Annotated in this window: 19 protein-coding genes; 14 read left to right on the top strand and 5 right to left on the bottom strand. The window is 68.7% G+C overall.

The window, feature by feature from the left end; all coding sequences use genetic code 11:
* Positions 1-13 precede the first annotated feature (13 nt).
* The 9 genes from dnaJ to era all read left to right on the top strand — a co-directional run bounded on the left by dnaJ (position 14) and on the right by era (position 9,547).
* On the top strand, positions 14-1,159 hold the full coding sequence (gene dnaJ, locus DYE23_RS18415; protein WP_115327852.1) for a molecular chaperone DnaJ: 1,146 nt from the start codon (positions 14-16) through the stop codon (positions 1,157-1,159).
* A 16-nt stretch (positions 1,160-1,175) separates the two neighbouring features.
* The gene (locus DYE23_RS18410) at positions 1,176-1,931 is read left to right on the top strand and encodes a 16S rRNA (uracil(1498)-N(3))-methyltransferase (protein ID WP_115327851.1); all 756 of its coding nucleotides are present in this window, start codon (positions 1,176-1,178) and stop codon (positions 1,929-1,931) included.
* 94 nt (positions 1,932-2,025) lie between these two features.
* Positions 2,026-2,445 (top strand): MmpS family transport accessory protein, encoded by a 420-nt coding sequence (locus DYE23_RS18405; protein WP_099961561.1) that lies wholly within the window; start codon positions 2,026-2,028, stop codon positions 2,443-2,445.
* Complete coding sequence (locus DYE23_RS18400) at positions 2,445-5,318, top strand: MMPL/RND family transporter (protein WP_115327850.1); 2,874 nt, start codon at positions 2,445-2,447, stop codon at positions 5,316-5,318. The genes DYE23_RS18405 and DYE23_RS18400 overlap by 1 nt, the downstream gene beginning before the upstream one ends.
* Positions 5,319-5,372: 54 nt before the next feature.
* Positions 5,373-6,434, top strand: a complete 1,062-nt coding sequence (locus DYE23_RS18395; protein WP_115327849.1) for a PhoH family protein — start codon at positions 5,373-5,375, stop codon at positions 6,432-6,434.
* Positions 6,435-6,449: 15 nt separating this feature from the next.
* A complete protein-coding gene (gene ybeY, locus DYE23_RS18390) occupies positions 6,450-6,986 on the top strand; it encodes an rRNA maturation RNase YbeY (protein WP_011893587.1) in 537 nt (178 codons plus the stop codon).
* Positions 6,987-7,014: 28 nt separating this feature from the next.
* Entirely contained in the window at positions 7,015-8,313 is a 1,299-nt protein-coding gene (locus DYE23_RS18385) for a hemolysin family protein (protein WP_011893588.1), read from the top strand.
* The gene (locus DYE23_RS18380) at positions 8,310-8,636 is read left to right on the top strand and encodes a cytidine deaminase-like protein (RefSeq protein WP_115327848.1); all 327 of its coding nucleotides are present in this window, start codon (positions 8,310-8,312) and stop codon (positions 8,634-8,636) included. The genes DYE23_RS18385 and DYE23_RS18380 overlap by 4 nt, the downstream gene beginning before the upstream one ends.
* Positions 8,633-9,547, top strand: a complete 915-nt coding sequence (era, locus tag DYE23_RS18375; protein ID WP_011893590.1) for a GTPase Era — start codon at positions 8,633-8,635, stop codon at positions 9,545-9,547. Before DYE23_RS18380 ends, era begins: the two co-directional genes overlap by 4 nt.
* Positions 9,548-9,555: 8 nt before the next feature.
* Here era and DYE23_RS18370 read toward each other — a convergent pair whose 3' ends face one another.
* Positions 9,556-10,035, bottom strand: coding sequence for a CAP domain-containing protein (locus tag DYE23_RS18370; RefSeq protein WP_013471374.1), 480 nt, complete (start codon positions 10,033-10,035; stop codon positions 9,556-9,558).
* Between the two features lie 10 nt (positions 10,036-10,045).
* Positions 10,046-11,560: an amidase gene (locus tag DYE23_RS18365; protein ID WP_115327847.1), complete on the bottom strand. Its 1,515-nt coding sequence runs from the start codon at positions 11,558-11,560 to the stop codon at positions 10,046-10,048.
* Positions 11,561-11,622: 62 nt separating this feature from the next.
* Between DYE23_RS18365 and recO the strand changes: the two genes are divergently transcribed.
* From recO to DYE23_RS18345, 4 genes are read left to right on the top strand one after another with little or no spacing between them, the layout of a single operon-like run.
* The gene (recO, locus tag DYE23_RS18360; RefSeq protein WP_011893593.1) at positions 11,623-12,444 is read left to right on the top strand and encodes a DNA repair protein RecO; all 822 of its coding nucleotides are present in this window, start codon (positions 11,623-11,625) and stop codon (positions 12,442-12,444) included.
* Complete coding sequence (locus DYE23_RS18355; RefSeq protein WP_013471375.1) at positions 12,395-13,273, top strand: decaprenyl diphosphate synthase; 879 nt, start codon at positions 12,395-12,397, stop codon at positions 13,271-13,273. Before recO ends, DYE23_RS18355 begins: the two co-directional genes overlap by 50 nt.
* Before the next feature lie 6 nt (positions 13,274-13,279).
* On the top strand, positions 13,280-13,696 hold the full coding sequence (locus DYE23_RS18350; protein ID WP_011893595.1) for a hypothetical protein: 417 nt from the start codon (positions 13,280-13,282) through the stop codon (positions 13,694-13,696).
* A gap of 1 nt (position 13,697) precedes the next feature.
* Entirely contained in the window at positions 13,698-13,889 is a 192-nt protein-coding gene (locus DYE23_RS18345; RefSeq protein WP_011893596.1) for a hypothetical protein, read from the top strand.
* On the opposite strand, the gene DYE23_RS18340 is transcribed toward DYE23_RS18345, so the two are convergent.
* A complete protein-coding gene (locus DYE23_RS18340) occupies positions 13,886-14,290 on the bottom strand; it encodes a Fur family transcriptional regulator (RefSeq protein WP_011893597.1) in 405 nt (134 codons plus the stop codon). The genes DYE23_RS18345 and DYE23_RS18340 overlap by 4 nt on opposite strands.
* Positions 14,287-14,661, bottom strand: coding sequence for an ArsR/SmtB family transcription factor (locus tag DYE23_RS18335; protein WP_099961564.1), 375 nt, complete (start codon positions 14,659-14,661; stop codon positions 14,287-14,289). Before DYE23_RS18335 ends, DYE23_RS18340 begins: the two co-directional genes overlap by 4 nt.
* A gap of 85 nt (positions 14,662-14,746) precedes the next feature.
* Here DYE23_RS18335 and DYE23_RS18330 point away from each other — a divergent pair, with 85 nt between their 5' ends.
* On the top strand, positions 14,747-16,150 hold the full coding sequence (locus DYE23_RS18330; protein ID WP_115327846.1) for a glycine--tRNA ligase: 1,404 nt from the start codon (positions 14,747-14,749) through the stop codon (positions 16,148-16,150).
* A 29-nt stretch (positions 16,151-16,179) separates the two neighbouring features.
* On the opposite strand, the gene DYE23_RS18325 is transcribed toward DYE23_RS18330, so the two are convergent.
* Entirely contained in the window at positions 16,180-18,162 is a 1,983-nt protein-coding gene (locus DYE23_RS18325; protein WP_115327845.1) for a TPM domain-containing protein, read from the bottom strand.
* Positions 18,163-18,171: the final 9 nt, after the last annotated feature.

Raw genomic sequence — 18,171 nt, 5'->3', positions numbered from 1 at the left:
GGAAAGGTTGAGCGTGGCACGCGACTATTACGGGCTGCTCGGAGTGAGCAAGGGCGCGAGTGATTCTGAGATCAAGCGCGCCTATCGGAAGCTCGCCCGCGAGCTGCACCCCGATGTGAATCCCGACGAGGGCGCCCAGGCGCGCTTCCAGGAGATCAGTGCGGCCTACGAGGTGCTCAGCGACCCGGAGAAGCGCCGCATCGTGGATCTCGGCGGCGACCCGCTGGAGTCCGCGGCGGCCGGTGGCGGGGGATTCTCCGGTTTCGGCGGTCTGGGCGATGTGTTCGAGGCGTTCTTCGGCGGCGGGACCGCATCGCGCGGACCCATCGGCCGCGTCCGGCCCGGCTCCGACTCGCTGCTGCGGATGCGTCTCGACCTGGCCGAATGCGCCACCGGCGTGACCAAGCAGGTCACCGTCGACACCGCTGTGCTGTGCGACCTGTGCCACGGCAAGGGCACCCACGGCGACTCCACACCGACGTCCTGCGACACCTGCGGCGGACGCGGCGAGGTGCAGACCGTGCAGCGCTCGCTGCTCGGTCAGGTGATGACCTCGCGTCCGTGCCCCGTCTGCGGCGGCGTCGGTGAGGTCATCCCGAATCCGTGCAACCGCTGCGGCGGCGACGGACGCGTCCGCGCGCGCCGCGAGATCAGCGTCAAGATCCCGGCCGGCGTCGGAGACGGCATGCGGGTGCGGCTGGCGGCCCAGGGCGAGGTCGGTCCCGGCGGCGGCCCGGCCGGCGACCTCTACGTCGAGGTGCACGAGAAGCCCCACCCGGTCTTCGTCCGCGACGGCGACGACCTGCACTGCACCGTCTCGGTGCCGATGGTCGACGCGGCGCTGGGCACCACCGTCTCGGTCGACGCGATCCTCGACGGTCCCACCGACATCACGATCCCGGCCGGTACCCAGCCCGGAGCGGTCACCACGTTGCGCGGGCACGGGATGCCGCACCTGCGGTCCGGAGTGCGCGGCGATCTGCACGCCCACATCGACGTCGTCGTTCCGACCCGCCTCGACCACGAGGACGTCGAGTTGCTGCGCGCGCTCAAAGAACGCACCCGCGCGGCGGCCGAGGTGCGCTCGGCGCAGAGCAGCGGCAACGGATCGGGCGGCGGCCTCTTCTCGAAACTGCGCGAGACCTTCACCGGACGCTAGCGGGCCGGCGCGTCGCGTGAGGAGTCTCTTCTACGTCGATTCCCTCCCCGGCGCCGGCGAACTCGCGGTCGTCGACGGGGACGAGGGCCACCACGCGGCCACCGTGTGCCGGACCCGGGTCGGCGAGCATCTGGACCTGTCCGACGGCGCCGGCGCCGTCGCGCACTGCGTCGTCGAGGACGTGGGAAAGGGCCACCTGAGCGCTCGTGTTCAGGACCGGATCCTGGTGCCGGTGCCGACGCCGGCGGTCACCGTCGTGCAGGCGCTACCCAAATCCGATCGCTCCGAGCTGGCGATCGAGCTGGCCACCGAGGCCGGCGCGGATGCGTTCCTCGGTTGGCAGGCGGCCCGCTGCGTCGCCCGCTGGGACGGGGCGGCCAAGGTGGACAAGGGCCTCCGACGCTGGCGCGCGGTCGCCCGGTCGGCGGCGCGGCAATCGCGACGCCCCCACATCCCCGAGGTTCGCGGGCCGGTCTCGACGCAGGATCTCGTCGGATTCACCCGCGACGCGGGTCCCGCGACCGTGCTGGTGCTGCACGAGTCGGCCACCCGGCCGCTGACCGAAGCCGACCTGACGGCGCGATCGCTGACCCTCGTCGTCGGTCCGGAAGGCGGAGTCGCCGACGAGGAACTGGCCGCGCTGACCGACGCGGGCGCGATGGCGGTGCGGCTCGGTCCGACGGTGCTGCGGACGTCGACAGCCGCCGCGGTGGCGCTCGGCGCACTCGGTGTGCTGACCGGGCGCTGGTCGGACCAAACCCCCCGGGGGTAGTTCCCCGGCCGGAAGTTAGATAGGTTAGCCTTCCCTCCATAGAAGGCCCGCCGAGGGTGCGCCCGACCCAGAAGGACTTCCGATTCTCACCCGATTGAGCCGAGCGTGGATACCCCTCGTTCTCGTGATCGTGCTCCTCGTGGCCGGCTTCACGGTCTGGCGGCTCCGCAACATGTTCGCGTCGCATCCGCTGCCCACCTACGCCGGCAGCATGTCCGCCGACACCAACAAGTCCGACCCGAAGATCGTGCGCTACGAGATCTTCGGAGAACCCGGCGCGACCGCCGACATCAACTACATCGACGACGAAGGCGACCCGAACCAGATCATCGGCGCGCCTCTGCCGTGGGCGATCGAGGTCGAGACGGACTCCCCGGCGATGGTGGGCAACATCGTCGCCCAAGGCGACGGTGACTTCATCGGGTGCCGGATCCTGTCCGACGGGGAACTCAAGGACGAACGCACCATCCACAACTACACCGCCTACATCTACTGCTTCAGCAAGGCGACGTGATGTCCTCCTCTCGGGACCGCGCCGCACTGCGCACGCCACGGTCCGTCGCCCGGTGGATCCGCCGCCTGGCCGTGCCGATCATCCTGGGCTGGCTGCTGCTGGCCGTGGCGCTCAATGCGCTGGTGCCGCAGTTGGAGGTCGTCGCCGCGAAGAACGCGGTGTCGATGAGCCCGAGCAACGCGCCGTCGATGCAGGCGATGGCCGACATGGGCCGGCTGTTCGAGGAATCCGACTCCGACTCGATCGCGCTCATCGTGCTGGAGAGCGAGACCGACCAGCCCCTCGGTGACGACGCGCACGAGTACTACGACGGCCTGATCGCCGCGCTGCTCGCCGACACCGAGAACGTCCGCAACATCCAGGACACGTGGGGCGATCCTCTGACCGAGGCCGCGGCCCAGAGCAGCGACGGTAGGGCCGCCTACGCGACTCTCAACCTCGCGGGCAACATGGGTGAGACCGAATCGAACGAGGCCGTGGCCGCGGTGCGCGACATCGTCGCGAACTCGCCGCCTCCGCCCGGGGTCACAGTGCACGTGACCGGGCCGGCGGCACTGATCGCCGACGTCAACATCGCCGGTGAGCGCAGCATGGCGCTGGTCCTGCTGGTCACCTTCGTGGTGATCATCGTGCTGCTGCTGTTCTTCTACCGGTCGATCTCGACGGTGCTGCTTCTGCTCGTCGTCGTCGGCATCCAGCTGCTGGTCGCCCGCGGTGTCGTCGCCGCGCTCGCCCACGTCGGCGTCATCGGTTTGTCGACGTACGCCACCAACCTGCTCATCTCGCTGGCCGTCGCGGCCGGAACCGACTATGCGATCTTCCTGGTGGGGCGCTACCAGGAGGCGCGGGCGTCGGGCGCCGACCACGAAGAGGCGTACTACGAGATGTTCCACGGCACCGCGCACGTGGTGCTGGGTTCGGGGCTGACGATCGCCGGCGCGATGCTGTGCCTGTCCTTCACGCGGATGCCTTATTTCCAGAGCATGGGCATCCCGTGTGCAGTCGGTATCGCCGCGGGTGTGGCCGTCGCCCTGACACTGGGCCCTGCGATCGTCACGGTCGGAAGCCGGTTCAATCTGCTCGAACCCAAGCGCGCCATGCGGATTCGCGCGTGGCGTCGCATCGGCACGATGGTGGTGCGCTGGCCCGGCCCCATCCTGGTGGCTTCCCTGGCGCTGGCCCTGGTCGGATTGGCGGCACTGCCGGGCTACCAGACGAGCTACGACGACACCCGCTACGTTCCGGAGTCGATCCCCGCCAACGCCGGGCTGCAGGCTGCCACACAGCATTTCACGCTGTCGCGGATGAGTCCCGAGATCCTGATCGTCGAGGCAGACCGCGACCTGCGCAACCCGGCCGACTTCCTGGTCCTCGACCGCCTCGCCAAGCGGGTGTTCGCCGTCGAGGGAGTGGCCCGGGTGCAGGCGCCGAGCCGCCCGGACGGCTCACCGATCGCGAAGACCTCGATCCCGTTCCTGATCAGCATGCAGGGTGTCGGCCAGCAGCAGAACATGAAGCTGATGCAGGATCGCATGGACGACATGCGGACCCAGGCCGACAACCTCGGCAAGACGCTCGGGACCATGAGGACGATGTACGGGCTGATGACCCGGTTGTCGGAAGTGACCACGGTGATGATCGACGACTTCACCGAGATGCAGCAGACGGTGCATCAGATCCGTGACATGGTGGCCAACTTCGACGACCAGTTCCGGCCGATCCGCAACTACTTCTACTGGGAACCGCACTGCTACAACATCCCGCTGTGCTGGTCCTTCCGATCGCTGTTCGACTCGATGGACGGCATCAGCACCATGACCGAGTCGTTCGACAAGGCGCTGGTGAACATGGAGACGATGCGGTCGCTGCTGCCGCAGATGCTCGCGACGTTCCCGCCGATGATCGAGACGATGGAGAGCATGCGTCAGATGATGCTCACGACGTACGCCACCATGGGCGGCTTCTACGACCAGATGGACGAGCTGACCCAGGACTCGACGGAGATGGGTAAGGCCTTCGACGAGGCGAAGAACGACGACTCCTTCTACCTGCCACCCGAGGTGTTCGAGAACGAGGACTTCAAGCGGGCCATGGAGAGCTTCTTCTCGCCCGACGGCAAGACCGTCCGGATGCTGGTGTCCCACCGCGGCGACCCGACCACCCCGGAGGCGCTCGCCCGCGTCGAACCCATCAAGATCGCCGCGATCGAGGCGCTCAAGGGCACGCCGCTGGAGAACGCGCAGATCCAGCTGGGTGGCACCGCCGCCACCTTCAAGGACATGTCCGACGGCTCCCGCTACGACATGATGATCGCGATCCTGTCCGCGTTGTGCCTGGTCCTGGTCATCATGCTGGTGCTGACGCGCAGCCTCGTCGCCGCCGTCGTCATCGTCGGGACGGTGGCGCTCTCGCTCGGCGCGTCCTTCGGCGTCTCGGTGCTGATCTGGCAGCACCTGCTCGGCGTGGAGCTGCACTGGATGGTGCTGGTGATGTCGATCATCGCGCTGATCGCGGTCGGATCGGACTACAACCTGCTGCTGGTGTCGAGGTTCAAGGAGGAGATCGGCGCCGGGATCAAGACCGGCATCATCCGTGCCATCGGCGGTACCGGCAGCGTGGTCTCGGTGGCAGGCGTGGTGTTCGCGCTGACGATGGCGTCCATGGTGGTCAGCGACCTGAAGGTCATCGCGCAGGTCGGGACCACGATCGGGCTCGGACTGCTGTTCGACACGTTCATCGTGCGCGCGTTCATGATGCCGTCGATCGCGACGCTGCTGGGCCGGTGGTTCTGGTGGCCGCTGGTGGTGCGGTCGCGGCCGCTGCGTCCGCGCCCGCAGCAACAGGCATTGGGCGTCGGCGGGCAGCAGGGCTAAACTGGGGCTTTCGCCGACGACAACGCGACCCAGAAAGCAGGCAGAAAACTCCACGTGGCGCCCCGCGAGAATGCAAGCTCGGACGCATCGCAGTCGTCAGCGCGCAGTAGCAGCCGGATCGACGTGCCGCCGGGACTGATCATGGGTCTGCTGGGATCCTCCGACGAGAATCTGCGCGCCCTCGAACGGCTGCTCACCGCCGACATCCACGTCCGCGGCAACGCGATCTCGCTCACCGGGGAACCCGATGACGTCGCGCTGGCCGAACGGGCCGTCTCGGAGCTGGTCGCCGTCGTCGCCAGCGGGCAGACGCTGACCCCGGACGCGGTGCGTCACACGGTCGCGATGCTGGCCGGCATGCAGGACGGCACCGTCGAGGAGTCACCCGCCGAGGTGCTCACGTTGGACATCCTGTCGCGGCGCGGCAAGACGATCCGTCCCAAGACGTTGAACCAGAAACGCTACGTCGACGCGATCGACACCCACACCATCGTGTTCGGCATCGGCCCGGCCGGCACCGGCAAGACCTACCTGGCGATGGCCAAGGCGGTCAGCGCGCTGCAGGGCAAACAGGTCAGCCGCATCATCCTGACCCGCCCCGCGGTGGAAGCCGGTGAGCGCCTTGGCTTTCTGCCGGGAACGCTGAGCGAGAAGATCGACCCCTACCTGCGGCCGCTGTATGACGCGCTGCACGACATGATGGACCCGGAGCTGATCCCGAAGCTGATGAGCGCGGGCGTCATCGAGGTGGCGCCGCTGGCCTACATGCGCGGACGTTCGCTCAACGACGCGTTCATCATTCTCGACGAGGCGCAGAACACCACCGGCGAACAGATGAAGATGTTCCTGACCCGGTTGGGCTTCGGCTCGAAGATGGTCGTCACTGGCGACATCACGCAGGTCGACCTGCCCGGCGGCGCACCGTCGGGCCTCAACACCGCGATGCGGGTGCTGGGCGACGTCGACGACATCCACTTCGCCGAACTCACCAGCGCCGACGTCGTGCGCCACCGGTTGGTCTCCGAAATCGTGGACGCCTACTCGAAATTCGAGGAACCGACGCTGATGAACCGGGCTCAGCGGCGCGCGTCGGGCCCTGGTCGTCCGCGACGCTGACAGGACTGAGAGAACATGAGCATTGAGGTGTCCAACGAGTCGGGCATCGACGTATCCGAATCCGAACTCGTCAGCGTCGCCCGCTTCGTGATCCGCAAGATGGACGTCAACCCCGCCGCGGAACTGTCGATGGTGCTGCTCGACACCGCGGCGATGGCCGATCTGCACATGCGCTGGATGGACCTGCCCGGTCCGACCGACGTGATGAGCTTCCCGATGGACGAACTCGAACCCGGGGGCCGTCCCGACACCCCCGAGCCGGGTCCGTCGATGCTGGGCGACATCGTGCTGTGCCCGGAGTTCGCCGCCAAACAGGCCGCCGACGCCGGCCACACGCTGGGGCAGGAACTCGCGTTGCTCACGGTGCACGGCGTGCTGCACCTGCTGGGCTACGACCACGCCGAACCGGACGAGGAGAAAGAGATGTTCGCGCTGCAGCGCGAACTACTCGAGGAGTGGGTGGCCGAGCAGGTCGAGGCCTACCATCTGGACCGGCAGAACGAGAAGGATCGCAGGTTGCTCGACAAATCCCGATACTTCGACACTCCATGACACCCAGCGACACTCCCGGCGAGGCCCCGTGACCAACGTCGGACAACTGATCAGCGCGATCGTGCTGGTGGCCTTCGGCGGCCTGTTCGCCGCCACCGACGCCGCGCTGAGCACCGTCTCCATCGCACGCGTCGAGGAGCTGGTGCGCGAAGAGCGGCCGGGCGCCGTACGGCTCCTGAGGCTGATGGTCGACCGGCCCCGCTACATCAACCTGATCGTGCTGCTGCGCATGACGTGTGAGGTCAGCGCCACCGTGCTGATGGCCGCCTACCTCGACGACTACCTGGGCGTGAGCCGGGGGCTGATGGCCGCGGCCGCCATCATGACGGTCGTCAGCTTCGTCGTCGTCGGCGTCGGGCCCAGGACCCTGGGCCGCCAGAACGCCTACACCATCGCGTTGGTGACAGCCCTTCCGCTGCAGGCGATCTCGGTGGTGCTCACCCCGATCAGCCGGTTGCTGGTGCTCATCGGCAATGCGCTGACGCCGGGGCGCGGTTTCCGCAACGGCCCGTTCGCGTCGGAGATCGAACTGCGCGAGGTCGTCGACCTGGCCCAGCAGCGCGGCGTCGTCGCCGACGACGAGCGCCGCATGATCCAGTCGGTGTTCGAGCTCGGGGACACCGCCGCCCGCGAGGTCATGGTGCCGCGTACCGAGATGGTGTGGATCGAAAGTGATAAAACTGCAGGTCAAGCGACCTCCTTGGCGGTGCGAAGCGGACACTCCCGGATCCCTGTGATCGGGGAGAACGTCGACGACGTCGTCGGCGTCGTGTACCTGAAGGACCTCGTCCAGAAGACCTACTACTCCAACAACGGCGGACGCGACACCGCGGTCTCGGCGGTGATGCGCAAGCCGGTGTTCGTGCCCGACTCCAAGCCACTCGACGCGCTGCTGAGCGAGATGCAGCGCGACCGCGTGCACATGGTGTTGCTTGTCGACGAGTACGGCGCGATCGCGGGGCTGGTGACCATCGAGGACGTGCTGGAGGAGATCGTCGGTGAGATCGCCGACGAGTACGACACCGACGAGGTGGCGCCCATCGAGGATCTCGGGGAATTGTCCTATCGGGTCTCGGCACGTCTGCCCATCGAAGACCTCAGCGAGCTCTACGGCATCGACTTCGACGAGGGTCTCGACGTCGACACCGTGGGTGGCCTCGTCGCCCTCGAGTTGGGCCGGGTGCCGCTGCCGGGCGCCGAGGTCGAATGGGACGGTCTGCGGCTGCGCGCCGAAGGTGGGCCCGACCCGCGCGGCAGGGTCAGGATCGGCACCGTGCTGGTCAGCCCCGTCGAACCACCGAACGATGACGACGAAGGACACGAATGACGCAGTCTGACGCGCTGACCGACGAAGACGCGAAGCTGGTGGTGCTGGCACGCGGCGCGATGGCCCGTGCCGACGCGGGCAGCGGCGCCGCCGTTCGCGACCTGGACGGCCGGACCTACGCCGGGGCTCCCGTCGGTCTGAACGCGCTGACGCTGACCGCGCTGCAGGCGGCGGTCGCCGCGGCGGTCTCCAGCGGCGCGGCCGGCTTGGAGGCGGCGGTGCTGGTGGGCGGTTCGGCCGACGACGCGGGTGTCGCGGCGGTGCGGGAGCTCTCCGACGGCGCAGCCGTGATCGTGACCGACCGCGCGGGCCGGCCGCTGTGAGCGATTCCGAATTCCGTTCCGGCTTCGTCTGTTTCGTCGGCAGGCCGAACACCGGCAAGTCCACGCTGACGAACGCGCTGGTCGGCACCAAGGTGGCGATCACGTCGAACCGTCCGCAGACGACCCGGCACACCATCCGCGGCATCGTGCACCGCGACGACTTCCAGATCGTCCTCGTCGACACCCCGGGTCTGCACCGGCCGCGCACGCTGCTCGGCCAGCGGCTCAACGAACTCGTCAAGGACACCTACTCCGAGGTCGACGTCATCGGCATGTGCATCCCGGCCGACGAGAAGATCGGGCCCGGCGACCGGTGGATCTATGAGCAGATCCGCGCGGTCGCCCCGCGGACCACGCTGATCGCGATCGTCACCAAGATCGACAAGGTGTCCAAAGACCGCGTCGGCGAGCAACTGCTCGCAGTCAGCGAGCTGTTCGGTCCCGACGCCGACATCGTGCCGGTGTCGGCGACCTCGGGCACCCAGCTCGACGTGCTCACCGACGTGCTCGTCTCGAAGCTGCCGCCCGGTCCGGCGTTCTACCCCGACGGCGAACTGACCGACGAGCCCGAAGAAGTGTTGATGGCCGAGCTGATCCGTGAGGCCGCTCTCGAAGGTGTGCGCGACGAGCTGCCGCACTCGCTGGCCGTGGTGATCGACGAGGTCGAGGAGCGCCCGGGCCGTCCCGAGGACGACCCGCTGATCGACGTGCACGCGATCCTCTACGTCGAACGGGACTCGCAGAAGGGCATCGTGATCGGCAAGGGGGGCGCGCGGTTGCGTGAGGTCGGAACCGCGGCGCGCACTCAGATCGAGAAGCTGCTCGGCACCCGGGTCTATCTCGATCTGCGGGTGAAGATCGCGAAGAACTGGCAGCGCGACCCCAAACAGCTGGGCCGGCTGGGGTTCTGAGGCCGCGGTCAGCCCGGCTGGCCGTAGACCGCGACGACGACGCTGCGGTCGAGGCTGTTCTCCGACCAGACACCGATCTCGGTGTTGGCGCAGTTCGACATGATCGCCATGTAGTCGGGCCGGTAGTACCACTGGTTGAGGATCTCGATCCCGCTGATCGCCAGCGCGGGATTGATCGCGACGGTCTCCGAGGCGGTGCCGACGAACCCGGCGTTGTTCGCGCGGACCTGCGGGGTCGAGCCGTCAGATCCGATGTCGCCGTTGAGAGCCCGGTTGCGCAACACGTCGTTGGCGTGCCACTGCGCGGCCAGCTGCAGCTGCGGGTTGATCTTGATCTCGGTCTGGCAGCCGTGCTTGTGCTGGATCGTGTAGACGTTGACGACGACGCTCTCGTTGAGGCGCCGATTGTCCGCCTGGGCCGCGGGCACACCCGCCACCGCCGCGGCCACCAGCGCCACGACGGGCAGCGCGCGCACGACCATGCTCATTGGCCGCACATTACGCGACCTGACCGGTCACCGAGTCCGGAGCGGTCAGATCGGGCTCGGTGGGCGGCTGTGGCGCCCACCAGTTCTCGGGCTGCAGCGTCGCCCAGCCGTTGATGGCCTCCAGCGCTGCGGCCAGCGAGATCAGCAGCGGTTCGCTGTCGGCGGGGCCCATCAGCTGCACCCCGATCGGCAGGCCGTCGGAGGTGAAGCCGGCAGGGACGTTGATCGACGGCCACCCGAGCAGGTTCCACGGCCACGTCACCGGACACGCCCGGATCATCATGCGGTCGGTGGCCAGCCCGCCGAGGCCGTCGAACGCGTGCGCCTCCGGCGGCGGCTGCGCGGTCGTCGGCGCCACCACCACGTCGGCGAGGTTGAAGATCCAGCCGATGCGCTGCTGCGCGGCGGCCTCGCGGGCCCGGGCCTTGCGCAACGTGTGCTGCGAGAGCAACCGGCCCATCCGCGCATTGGATCGGGTGCGGCTGTCCCAGGTGACCCGATGGCCGAGCCGGTCCATCCATTCCGGGATTCCGGAGGTGGACCGCGCCAGGAAGTTCCACGACATCCCGAGGGTGTAGTCGGGGTCGGCGTTGAGCACGGTGTGGCCCAGCTGGCTGAGCTGGTCGGCCACCCCGTCGAGCGCCGAGCGGATCTCGGGGTGCAGCGTGGCCCGGAATCCGGTGAACGGGAACCTGGTCGACACCGCGACGCGCAACGGGCCCGGCGCCCGGGACACGAAGTCCGACACCGTGACCGGGGCGGGGGTGTGCAGATCGCCCGCGGCGTTGCCCGCCGCCGCATCGAGGACCATCGCCGCATCCGAGACGGTGCGGGCCAGGACACCGTTGACGGTGATGCCGTTGAACGCCTCGGGCAACGGTGAGGTCGAGATGCGTCCCCGCTGCGGCTTGATGCCGACCAGATGCGTCCATGCCGCGGGGATGCGGACACTGCCCGCCCCGTCGGAGCCGATCGCCGCGGCCACCAGCCCGGCCGCGACGGCCGCGGCGCTGCCACCCGACGACCCGCCCGGCGTGTGCTCACGAGACCAGGGATTGCGGGTGTGGCCGAACGCCGGCCCGCTGGTGAACGGCCACTGGCCGAGCTCGCAGGTGTTGGTCTTGCCGACGATCACCGCCCCGGCGGCACGCAACCGGCGCACCACCTCGGCGTCGGCGACGGCGTCGGGTACCTCGCCCGAGGCTCCGAAACGCGTGGGCACCCCGGCGACGTCGACGTCGTCCTTGACGGCGATCGGGATGCCGAGCAGCGGCCGGCGGGCACGGTCGTGTCCCGCGGCGCGCAGGCGGTCGGCTTCGGCGGCATCGGCGAGCGCCCGCTCGGCGAGCACCACCCGGAACGCGTTGAGGGTCGGCTGGCTGGCCTCGATGGCGGCCAGTGAGCGACGGACCAGGTCGACGGATGTGGCGGTCCCGCTGGCGAGCTGAAACAGCTGGTTGGCCACCGTCGGAAAGCGGTCCGGAAAGCGGTTCCGGGACGTGCTGCGTGCAGAGGAGTCGGGCATCACCTGAGAGCCTATCGGCGCTGCGGGCCGAAATCGTCCCCCGGCAGTGGGAGACTGGACCGATGCGTCTGTACCGGGACCGAGCGGTCGTGCTGCGCCAGCACAAGCTCGGTGAAGCCGATCGCATCGTGAGCCTTCTCACGCGCGAGCACGGCCTGGTGCGTGCCGTGGCCAAGGGCGTGCGACGCACCCGCAGCAAGTTCGGTGCACGGCTGGAACCGTTCGCGCACATCGACGTTCAGCTCCATCCGGGCCGCAACCTCGACATCGTCACCCAGGTGCAGGCCATCGACGCGTTCGCCTCCGACATCGTCAGCGACTACGGCCGCTACACGTGTGCCTGCGCGATGCTGGAGACCGCGGAGCGGATCGCGGGGGAGGAGCGGGCTCCGGTACCCGCGCTGCACCGGCTGACCGTCGCGGCCCTGCGCGCCGTCGCCGACGGCACCCGTCCCCGCGAACTCGTCCTGGACGCCTATCTGCTGCGCGCGATGGGCGTGGCCGGCTGGGCTCCGGCCCTGATCGAATGCGCGCGGTGCGCCGCGCCCGGACCGCACCGCGCGTTCCACGTCGCGGCGGGCGGCAGCGTCTGCGTGCACTGCCGACCGTCCGGCTCGGTCACCCCGCCGCAGGGTGTCCTCGATCTGATGGCGGCGCTCTACGACGGCGACTGGGAACATGCGCAGATCTCCACCCCGGCGCACCGCAGTCAGGCCAGCGGGCTGGTCGCCGCGCACCTGCAATGGCACCTGGAACGGCAGCTGCGAACCCTGCCCCTGGTCGAGCGGCCGGGTCGGGCCGAGGTTGCCAGGAACATCAGGCAGGATATGGCGCATGGCAATCAAGCGGAAGAACAGCTACCCCCAGCTGCCTCCGGCGCCTGACGACTATCCGACGTTCCCGGACAAATCGACCTGGCCCGTCGTCTTCCCCGAGATTCCCGCAGGTACGAACGGTAAATTCGCCCGTCCTCCGCAGCACACCTCGAAGGAGGCGGCGCCGCAGATCCCGGCCGACCAGGTGCCCCAGCACGTCGCCGTGGTCATGGACGGCAACGGCCGGTGGGCCACCCAGCGCGGCCTCGGGCGCACCGAGGGGCACAAGATGGGCGAGGCGGTGCTCATCGACATCACCTGCGGAGCCATCGAGATCGGCATCAAGCACCTCACGGTGTACGCGTTCTCCACCGAGAACTGGAAACGCAGCACCGAGGAGGTGCGGTTCCTGATGGGCTTCAACCGCGAGGTGGTGCGGCGGCGCCGCGAGAACCTCAACGACATGGGCGTCCGGATGCGCTGGGTGGGATCGCGCCCGCGCATGTGGAGCAGCGTCATCAAGGAGTTCGACATCGCCGAGCAGATGACCGTCGACAACGACGTCATCACGATCAACTACTGCGTGAACTACGGGGGCCGCACCGAGATCGTCGAGGCGGCCCGCGAGCTCGCCCAGCAAGCCGTCGACGGCAAGATCAAGCCGAACCGCATCACCGAGGCGCAGTTCGCCAAGCATCTGCACCGCTCCGACATCCCCGACGTCGACCTGTTCATCCGGACCTCGGGGGAGCAGCGCGCGAGCAACTTCCTGCTGTGGCAGGCGGCCTACGCCGAGTACGTGTTCCAGGACAAACTGTGGCCCGACTACGACCGCCGCGACCTGTGGGCGGCGTGCGAGGAGTACGTCCACCGCAATCGCCGCTTCGGTCGTGCGTAGGCCCCGATGGATCTGACGGAACGGCTGGCGGTCGTCCTCGCCGAGATTCTGCCCGTGACACGCGAGGACGACGGCGCGCTGACCGTGCAGCACGAGCAGACGTTCGCGTCGCTGCGGGTGGTCACCATCGCCGAGGGTCTGGATCTGGTGTCGCTGACCCAGGTGCTCGCGTGGGATCTGCCGCTGGACAGCCGGATTCGCGCCCAGGTCGCCAAGCACGCCCACGACACGCTGCTGGGCACGGTGTCACTGGTCGAGAAGGTCGGGACGACCCACAAGGGGACCGCGAAGTCGAAGAAGACCGGCGACGTCCTGTTGCGCTACAACTTTCCCGCCGCCGGCCTGACCGACGACGCGCTGCGCACACTGGTGCTGATGGTGCTCGCCACCGGCACCGACGTCCGCAACGCTATGGTCGGTTGACATGCGCATCGCACTGATCGTCGTCGGCGTCGTGACCGCCCTGTTCGGCCTGCTGTTCGCACTGCAGGGATTCGGTGCGGTGCAGGGCAGCCCGATGAGCAGCACCACCACCTGGTCGGTCCTCGGGCCGCTGATCGCGATCGCCGGCGTGCTGATCGCCGTCGCGGGCTGGCGCAGGGGCCGGCAGCGCTAGCCGCGTTCAGTGGCGGCGGCGCAGGTCCCGCAGACGCCGAACACCTCTACTTGGTGGCTGGCGTCGGTGAAGCCGTGCTCACGGGCGACCTCGGCCGCCCACGACTCGACCTGACCGCCCTGGATCTCGACCGTGGACCCGCAGACGCGGCAGACGAGATGATGGTGGTGGTGCTCTGAACAGCGCCGGTACACCGATTCGCCGGTGTCGGTGCGCAGGGTGTCGACCTGGCCGGTCGTCGCCATCTGCTGCAGGGTGCGGTACACCGTCGTGAGGCCGATCCCCTCACCGCGACGGCGCAGTTCGTCGTGGATCTCCTGGGCGGACCGGAAGTCGTCGATGTTCTCCAGCAGCGCCGAGATCGCCGCCCGCTGCCGCGTGGACCGCACCGCGCCGGTCATGCCGGACCTCCGGCGGTGTCCTCGGCCGCGTGCGTGACGGCTGCGACCACGATGTCGGCGAGATGGTGATCGACCAAGCGGTACAACACTTCTCGGCCCGATCGTGAACCCTCCACCACGCCGGCCGCCTTCAGGATCCGCAGATGCTGACTGACCAGTGGCTGGGGCACGTCGAGCGCGTCGACGAGTTCGTGCACGCAGCGGGCGTCCCCGCGCAGTTGCAGCACGATCGCGATCCGCACCGGTGCGGCCAGCGCGCGCAGCAGGTCTCCGGCCGTGTCGAGCACCGCGCGCTCGGGCAGTTCGACCGCCGGGGACTGGCCGTGGCTGTGGGCGTCCTGCGCCCCTGCCATACTGGAAACGGTTTTCATTAGAAACCAAGATACATGCACGCCCGTGCATGTCAATCGGGGATGTCGCGCGAACGCCGTGAACGCCTCGCTACGCTGTGATCCCGTGGCTCCGTCTTCGATCATCGACACCGTTGCGAACCTCGCCAAGCGCCGCGGGCTGGTCTTCCAGTCCGGCGAGATCTACGGCGGTACGAAATCCGCCTGGGATTACGGCCCGTTGGGCGTCGAGCTCAAGGAGAACATCAAGAAGCAGTGGTGGCGGTCCGTCATCACCAGTCGCGACGACGTCGTGGGCCTGGACAGCGCGATCATCCTGCCGCGTCAGGTGTGGGTGGCCTCCGGACACGTCGAGGTCTTCAACGATCCGCTGGTGGAATGCCTGAACTGCCACAAGCGCCACCGGCAGGACCACATGCAGGAAGCCTTCTTCGAAAAGGGCGGGGAGAAGAAGGGCTTCGCCGGTCCCGACGACGTGCCGATGAGCGACATCGTCTGCCCGGACTGCGGCACCAAGGGGCAGTGGACCGAGCCGCGCGACTTCAACATGATGCTCAAGACCTACCTCGGTCCGATCGAGTCCGAGGAAGGTCTGCACTACCTGCGCCCGGAGACCGCGCAGGGCATCTTCGTCAACTTCGCCAACGTGGTGACCACCGCGCGCAAGAAGCCGCCGTTCGGCATCGGCCAGATCGGCAAGAGCTTCCGCAACGAGATCACCCCGGGCAACTTCATCTTCCGCACCCGCGAGTTCGAGCAGATGGAGATGGAGTTCTTCGTCGAGCCGTCCACCGCGGCCGAATGGCACAAGTACTGGATCGAGACCCGCCTGCAGTGGTACGTCGACCTCGGCATCGAGCGCGACAACCTGCGTCTGTACGAACATCCCAAGGAGAAGCTGTCGCACTACTCCGACGGCACCACCGACATCGAGTACAAATTCGGCTTCACCGGTAACCCGTGGGGTGAGCTCGAAGGGATCGCCAACCGCACCAACTTCGATCTGTCCACGCACTCAAAGCATTCCGGTGTCGACCTGTCGTTCTACGACCAGGCCGCCGACACCCGGTACGTGCCGTACGTGATCGAGCCGGCGGCCGGTCTGACCCGGTCGCTGATGGCGTTCCTCGTCGACGCGTACACCGAGGACGAGGCCCCCAACGCCAAGGGCGGTGTGGACAAGCGCACGGTGCTGCGGCTGGATCCGCGCCTGGCGCCGGTCAAGGCCGCGGTGCTGCCGCTGTCGCGGCACGCCGACCTGTCGCCGAAGGCCCGCGATCTGGCTGCCGAGCTGCGCCAGAGCTGGAACGTCGAATTCGACGACGCCGGTGCGATCGGGCGCCGCTACCGCCGCCAGGACGAGATCGGTACGCCGTACTGCATCACCGTCGACTTCGACTCGCTCGAAGACCACGCGGTCACGATCCGCGAGCGTGACGCGATGAGCCAGGAGCGCGTCGCGATCTCGGAGGTGTCGAACTACCTCGCGGTCCGCCTCAAGGGCTGCTAACTCCCCGCGGACACGCACGCTCGCGGAGATTAGAAGCGGCCGCCGCCGCCGCTGAAGCCTCCACCCCCGCCGAAGCCTCCGCCGCCGCCGAAGCCGCCGCCGAACCCGCCACCGCCGAGGCCTCCGCGCAGCACGCCCGAGAGCACGTTGCCGATGAGGATGCCGCCGATCACCGCGCCCATCTGCCCGCCTCCGCCGCCACCGCCGTACGGTCCGTTGAAATGCCGTTGGGCGGCAGTGACATCCGAGTTGGCCAGTGATTGTGCCTGGGCGGCGAGCATCGCGGCGCCGTTGGCGTGGGCGATGGCCTCGTTGAGGTTGGTGTCCTGCTTGTCGCGCGCGGCCTGCAGTTGCCGGACGGCCTCGGCGAGCCGGGTCCGCGCTTCGGGACCGATGGCCCCGCGACGGGTGTCGATGTAGTCCGAGACCGCCCGCACCCGCGACTGCGCGTTGAACAGCGCCTGGTCGAAGGTACGGCTCAGGCGCGCCGCGGTTTCGCGTTCCTCGGCGACCTCGGCCAGGAGCCGGTCCAGTTCTGCGTCGGCCTGGGTCAGCCGCGTGAACGCCCCCAGCGGGTCGGTCTCGCCCGAGCTCTGCGCCTCCGCAACCGCCTGTACCGCAGCGTCTCTGGCGTCACTGAGCTCGGTGGCCACCGCGACGCTGCCCTGGGCGAGCTGGGCGCCCGCGGAGTTGATGCCGTTCTGGATGTCGGCGATGACGGCGGGCAGGCCGGTGACCGCGCGGTTGATGTCGGTCGACGCGCTGTCCACGGCGTCGAGCAGTGTGCGGGCCTGGCCGAGTGCGGCTTCGGCGGAATGGATGGCGTCGACCAGTCCGCCCTGCCGGTGCGCGGGCCGGGACACCAGGGTGCGCGCGGTGGTGATGCTCTGGTCGGCGTACGCCAGCCGGCTGCGGGCCTCGTCGATGTTGTCGGACACCGAAACCAGTGCACTCTCGGCGAATTGGGACTTCAACTGTTGCAGCGTCTGTTCTGCCGGGGTGATCCGGGTGGTCAGGTCGATCATCTGCTGGGTGAGGGTGTCGAGGCGGCTGGGGGCGTTGATCACCAGATCGCGCAGCGCCGCGAACGCCTCGCGCTGGGCTTCGAGTTCCTGGTCGGCCTTGGCGGCGGCGACGATGACGCGGGTCAGCAGGTCGCGTCGCTGCATCGGGGTCTCGGGCACCGCGTCGTCGAGGATGTGGCGCACGTTGAGGGCTTGGGCCAGTGTCGTCTTGGCGCCTTCGACCGCGCGGGTGAACGCCGCGGTGTCCTGTTCGCCGAACTCCTCGACGGCGAGGGCCAGTTCGCTCTCGCTGGTGCGCACTTCGTTGTCGACGTCGACGACGATCTTGCGGGACAGATCGTCGAGCGCATCGAGGGGGACCGCGGCGAGCGCCTCGGGATCCGACGGGTCCACCCGCTGTGCCGCGGCGAACTCCGCTTCGCGCCGCTTGCGGCGGCGGCGCCGCTGCCACAGCACGAGGATCGTCAGCGCCAGCGCGATCAGCGCCAGCGCGACGATCACGCCGAACCAGCTCACCGATCCGCCGCCGCTGCCCGTGAGGCCCTGGGCCGCGGCGACCGCCGCGCCCGCCCAGTCGCCGGCGCGCAGCCGGGGTTCGACCTGTTGGGTGCGGACCTCGTCGATGTCGGCGCGCACCGCACCACCCCGGGGGGTGATCAGCGCGTAGGCGCGGTCGACGGTCGCGACGGCCAGGATGACGTCCTGGTCGCCCAGGTCGCTGCGGGTGAAGGTGTTCTGCGCCCACGTCTGGGCGCTCTGGCCCGAGAAGTCCTCGACGTACACCACCCAGAGCCGGATGCGCTTGTCGTTGTAGAGCTGGTCGATGGCGGTCTGCACCTCGGACTCGCCGGCGGCGTCGAGCGCACCGGCGCGGTCGGTCAGGTAGGTGGGAAGCCGCAGCGGGGGTTCGGCCGACGCGGCCGGCGCGCCGAGAAGTCCGACCGTCAGGAGGGCGAGCAGCAAGGGCAGCAAGCGGGCGACGCGCATGACGCCAAT

This window comes from Mycolicibacterium gilvum (genome assembly GCF_900454025.1).
Classification (GTDB): Bacteria; Actinomycetota; Actinomycetes; order Mycobacteriales; family Mycobacteriaceae; genus Mycobacterium; species Mycobacterium gilvum.
This window is presented reverse-complemented; position numbering and strand designations above follow the sequence as displayed.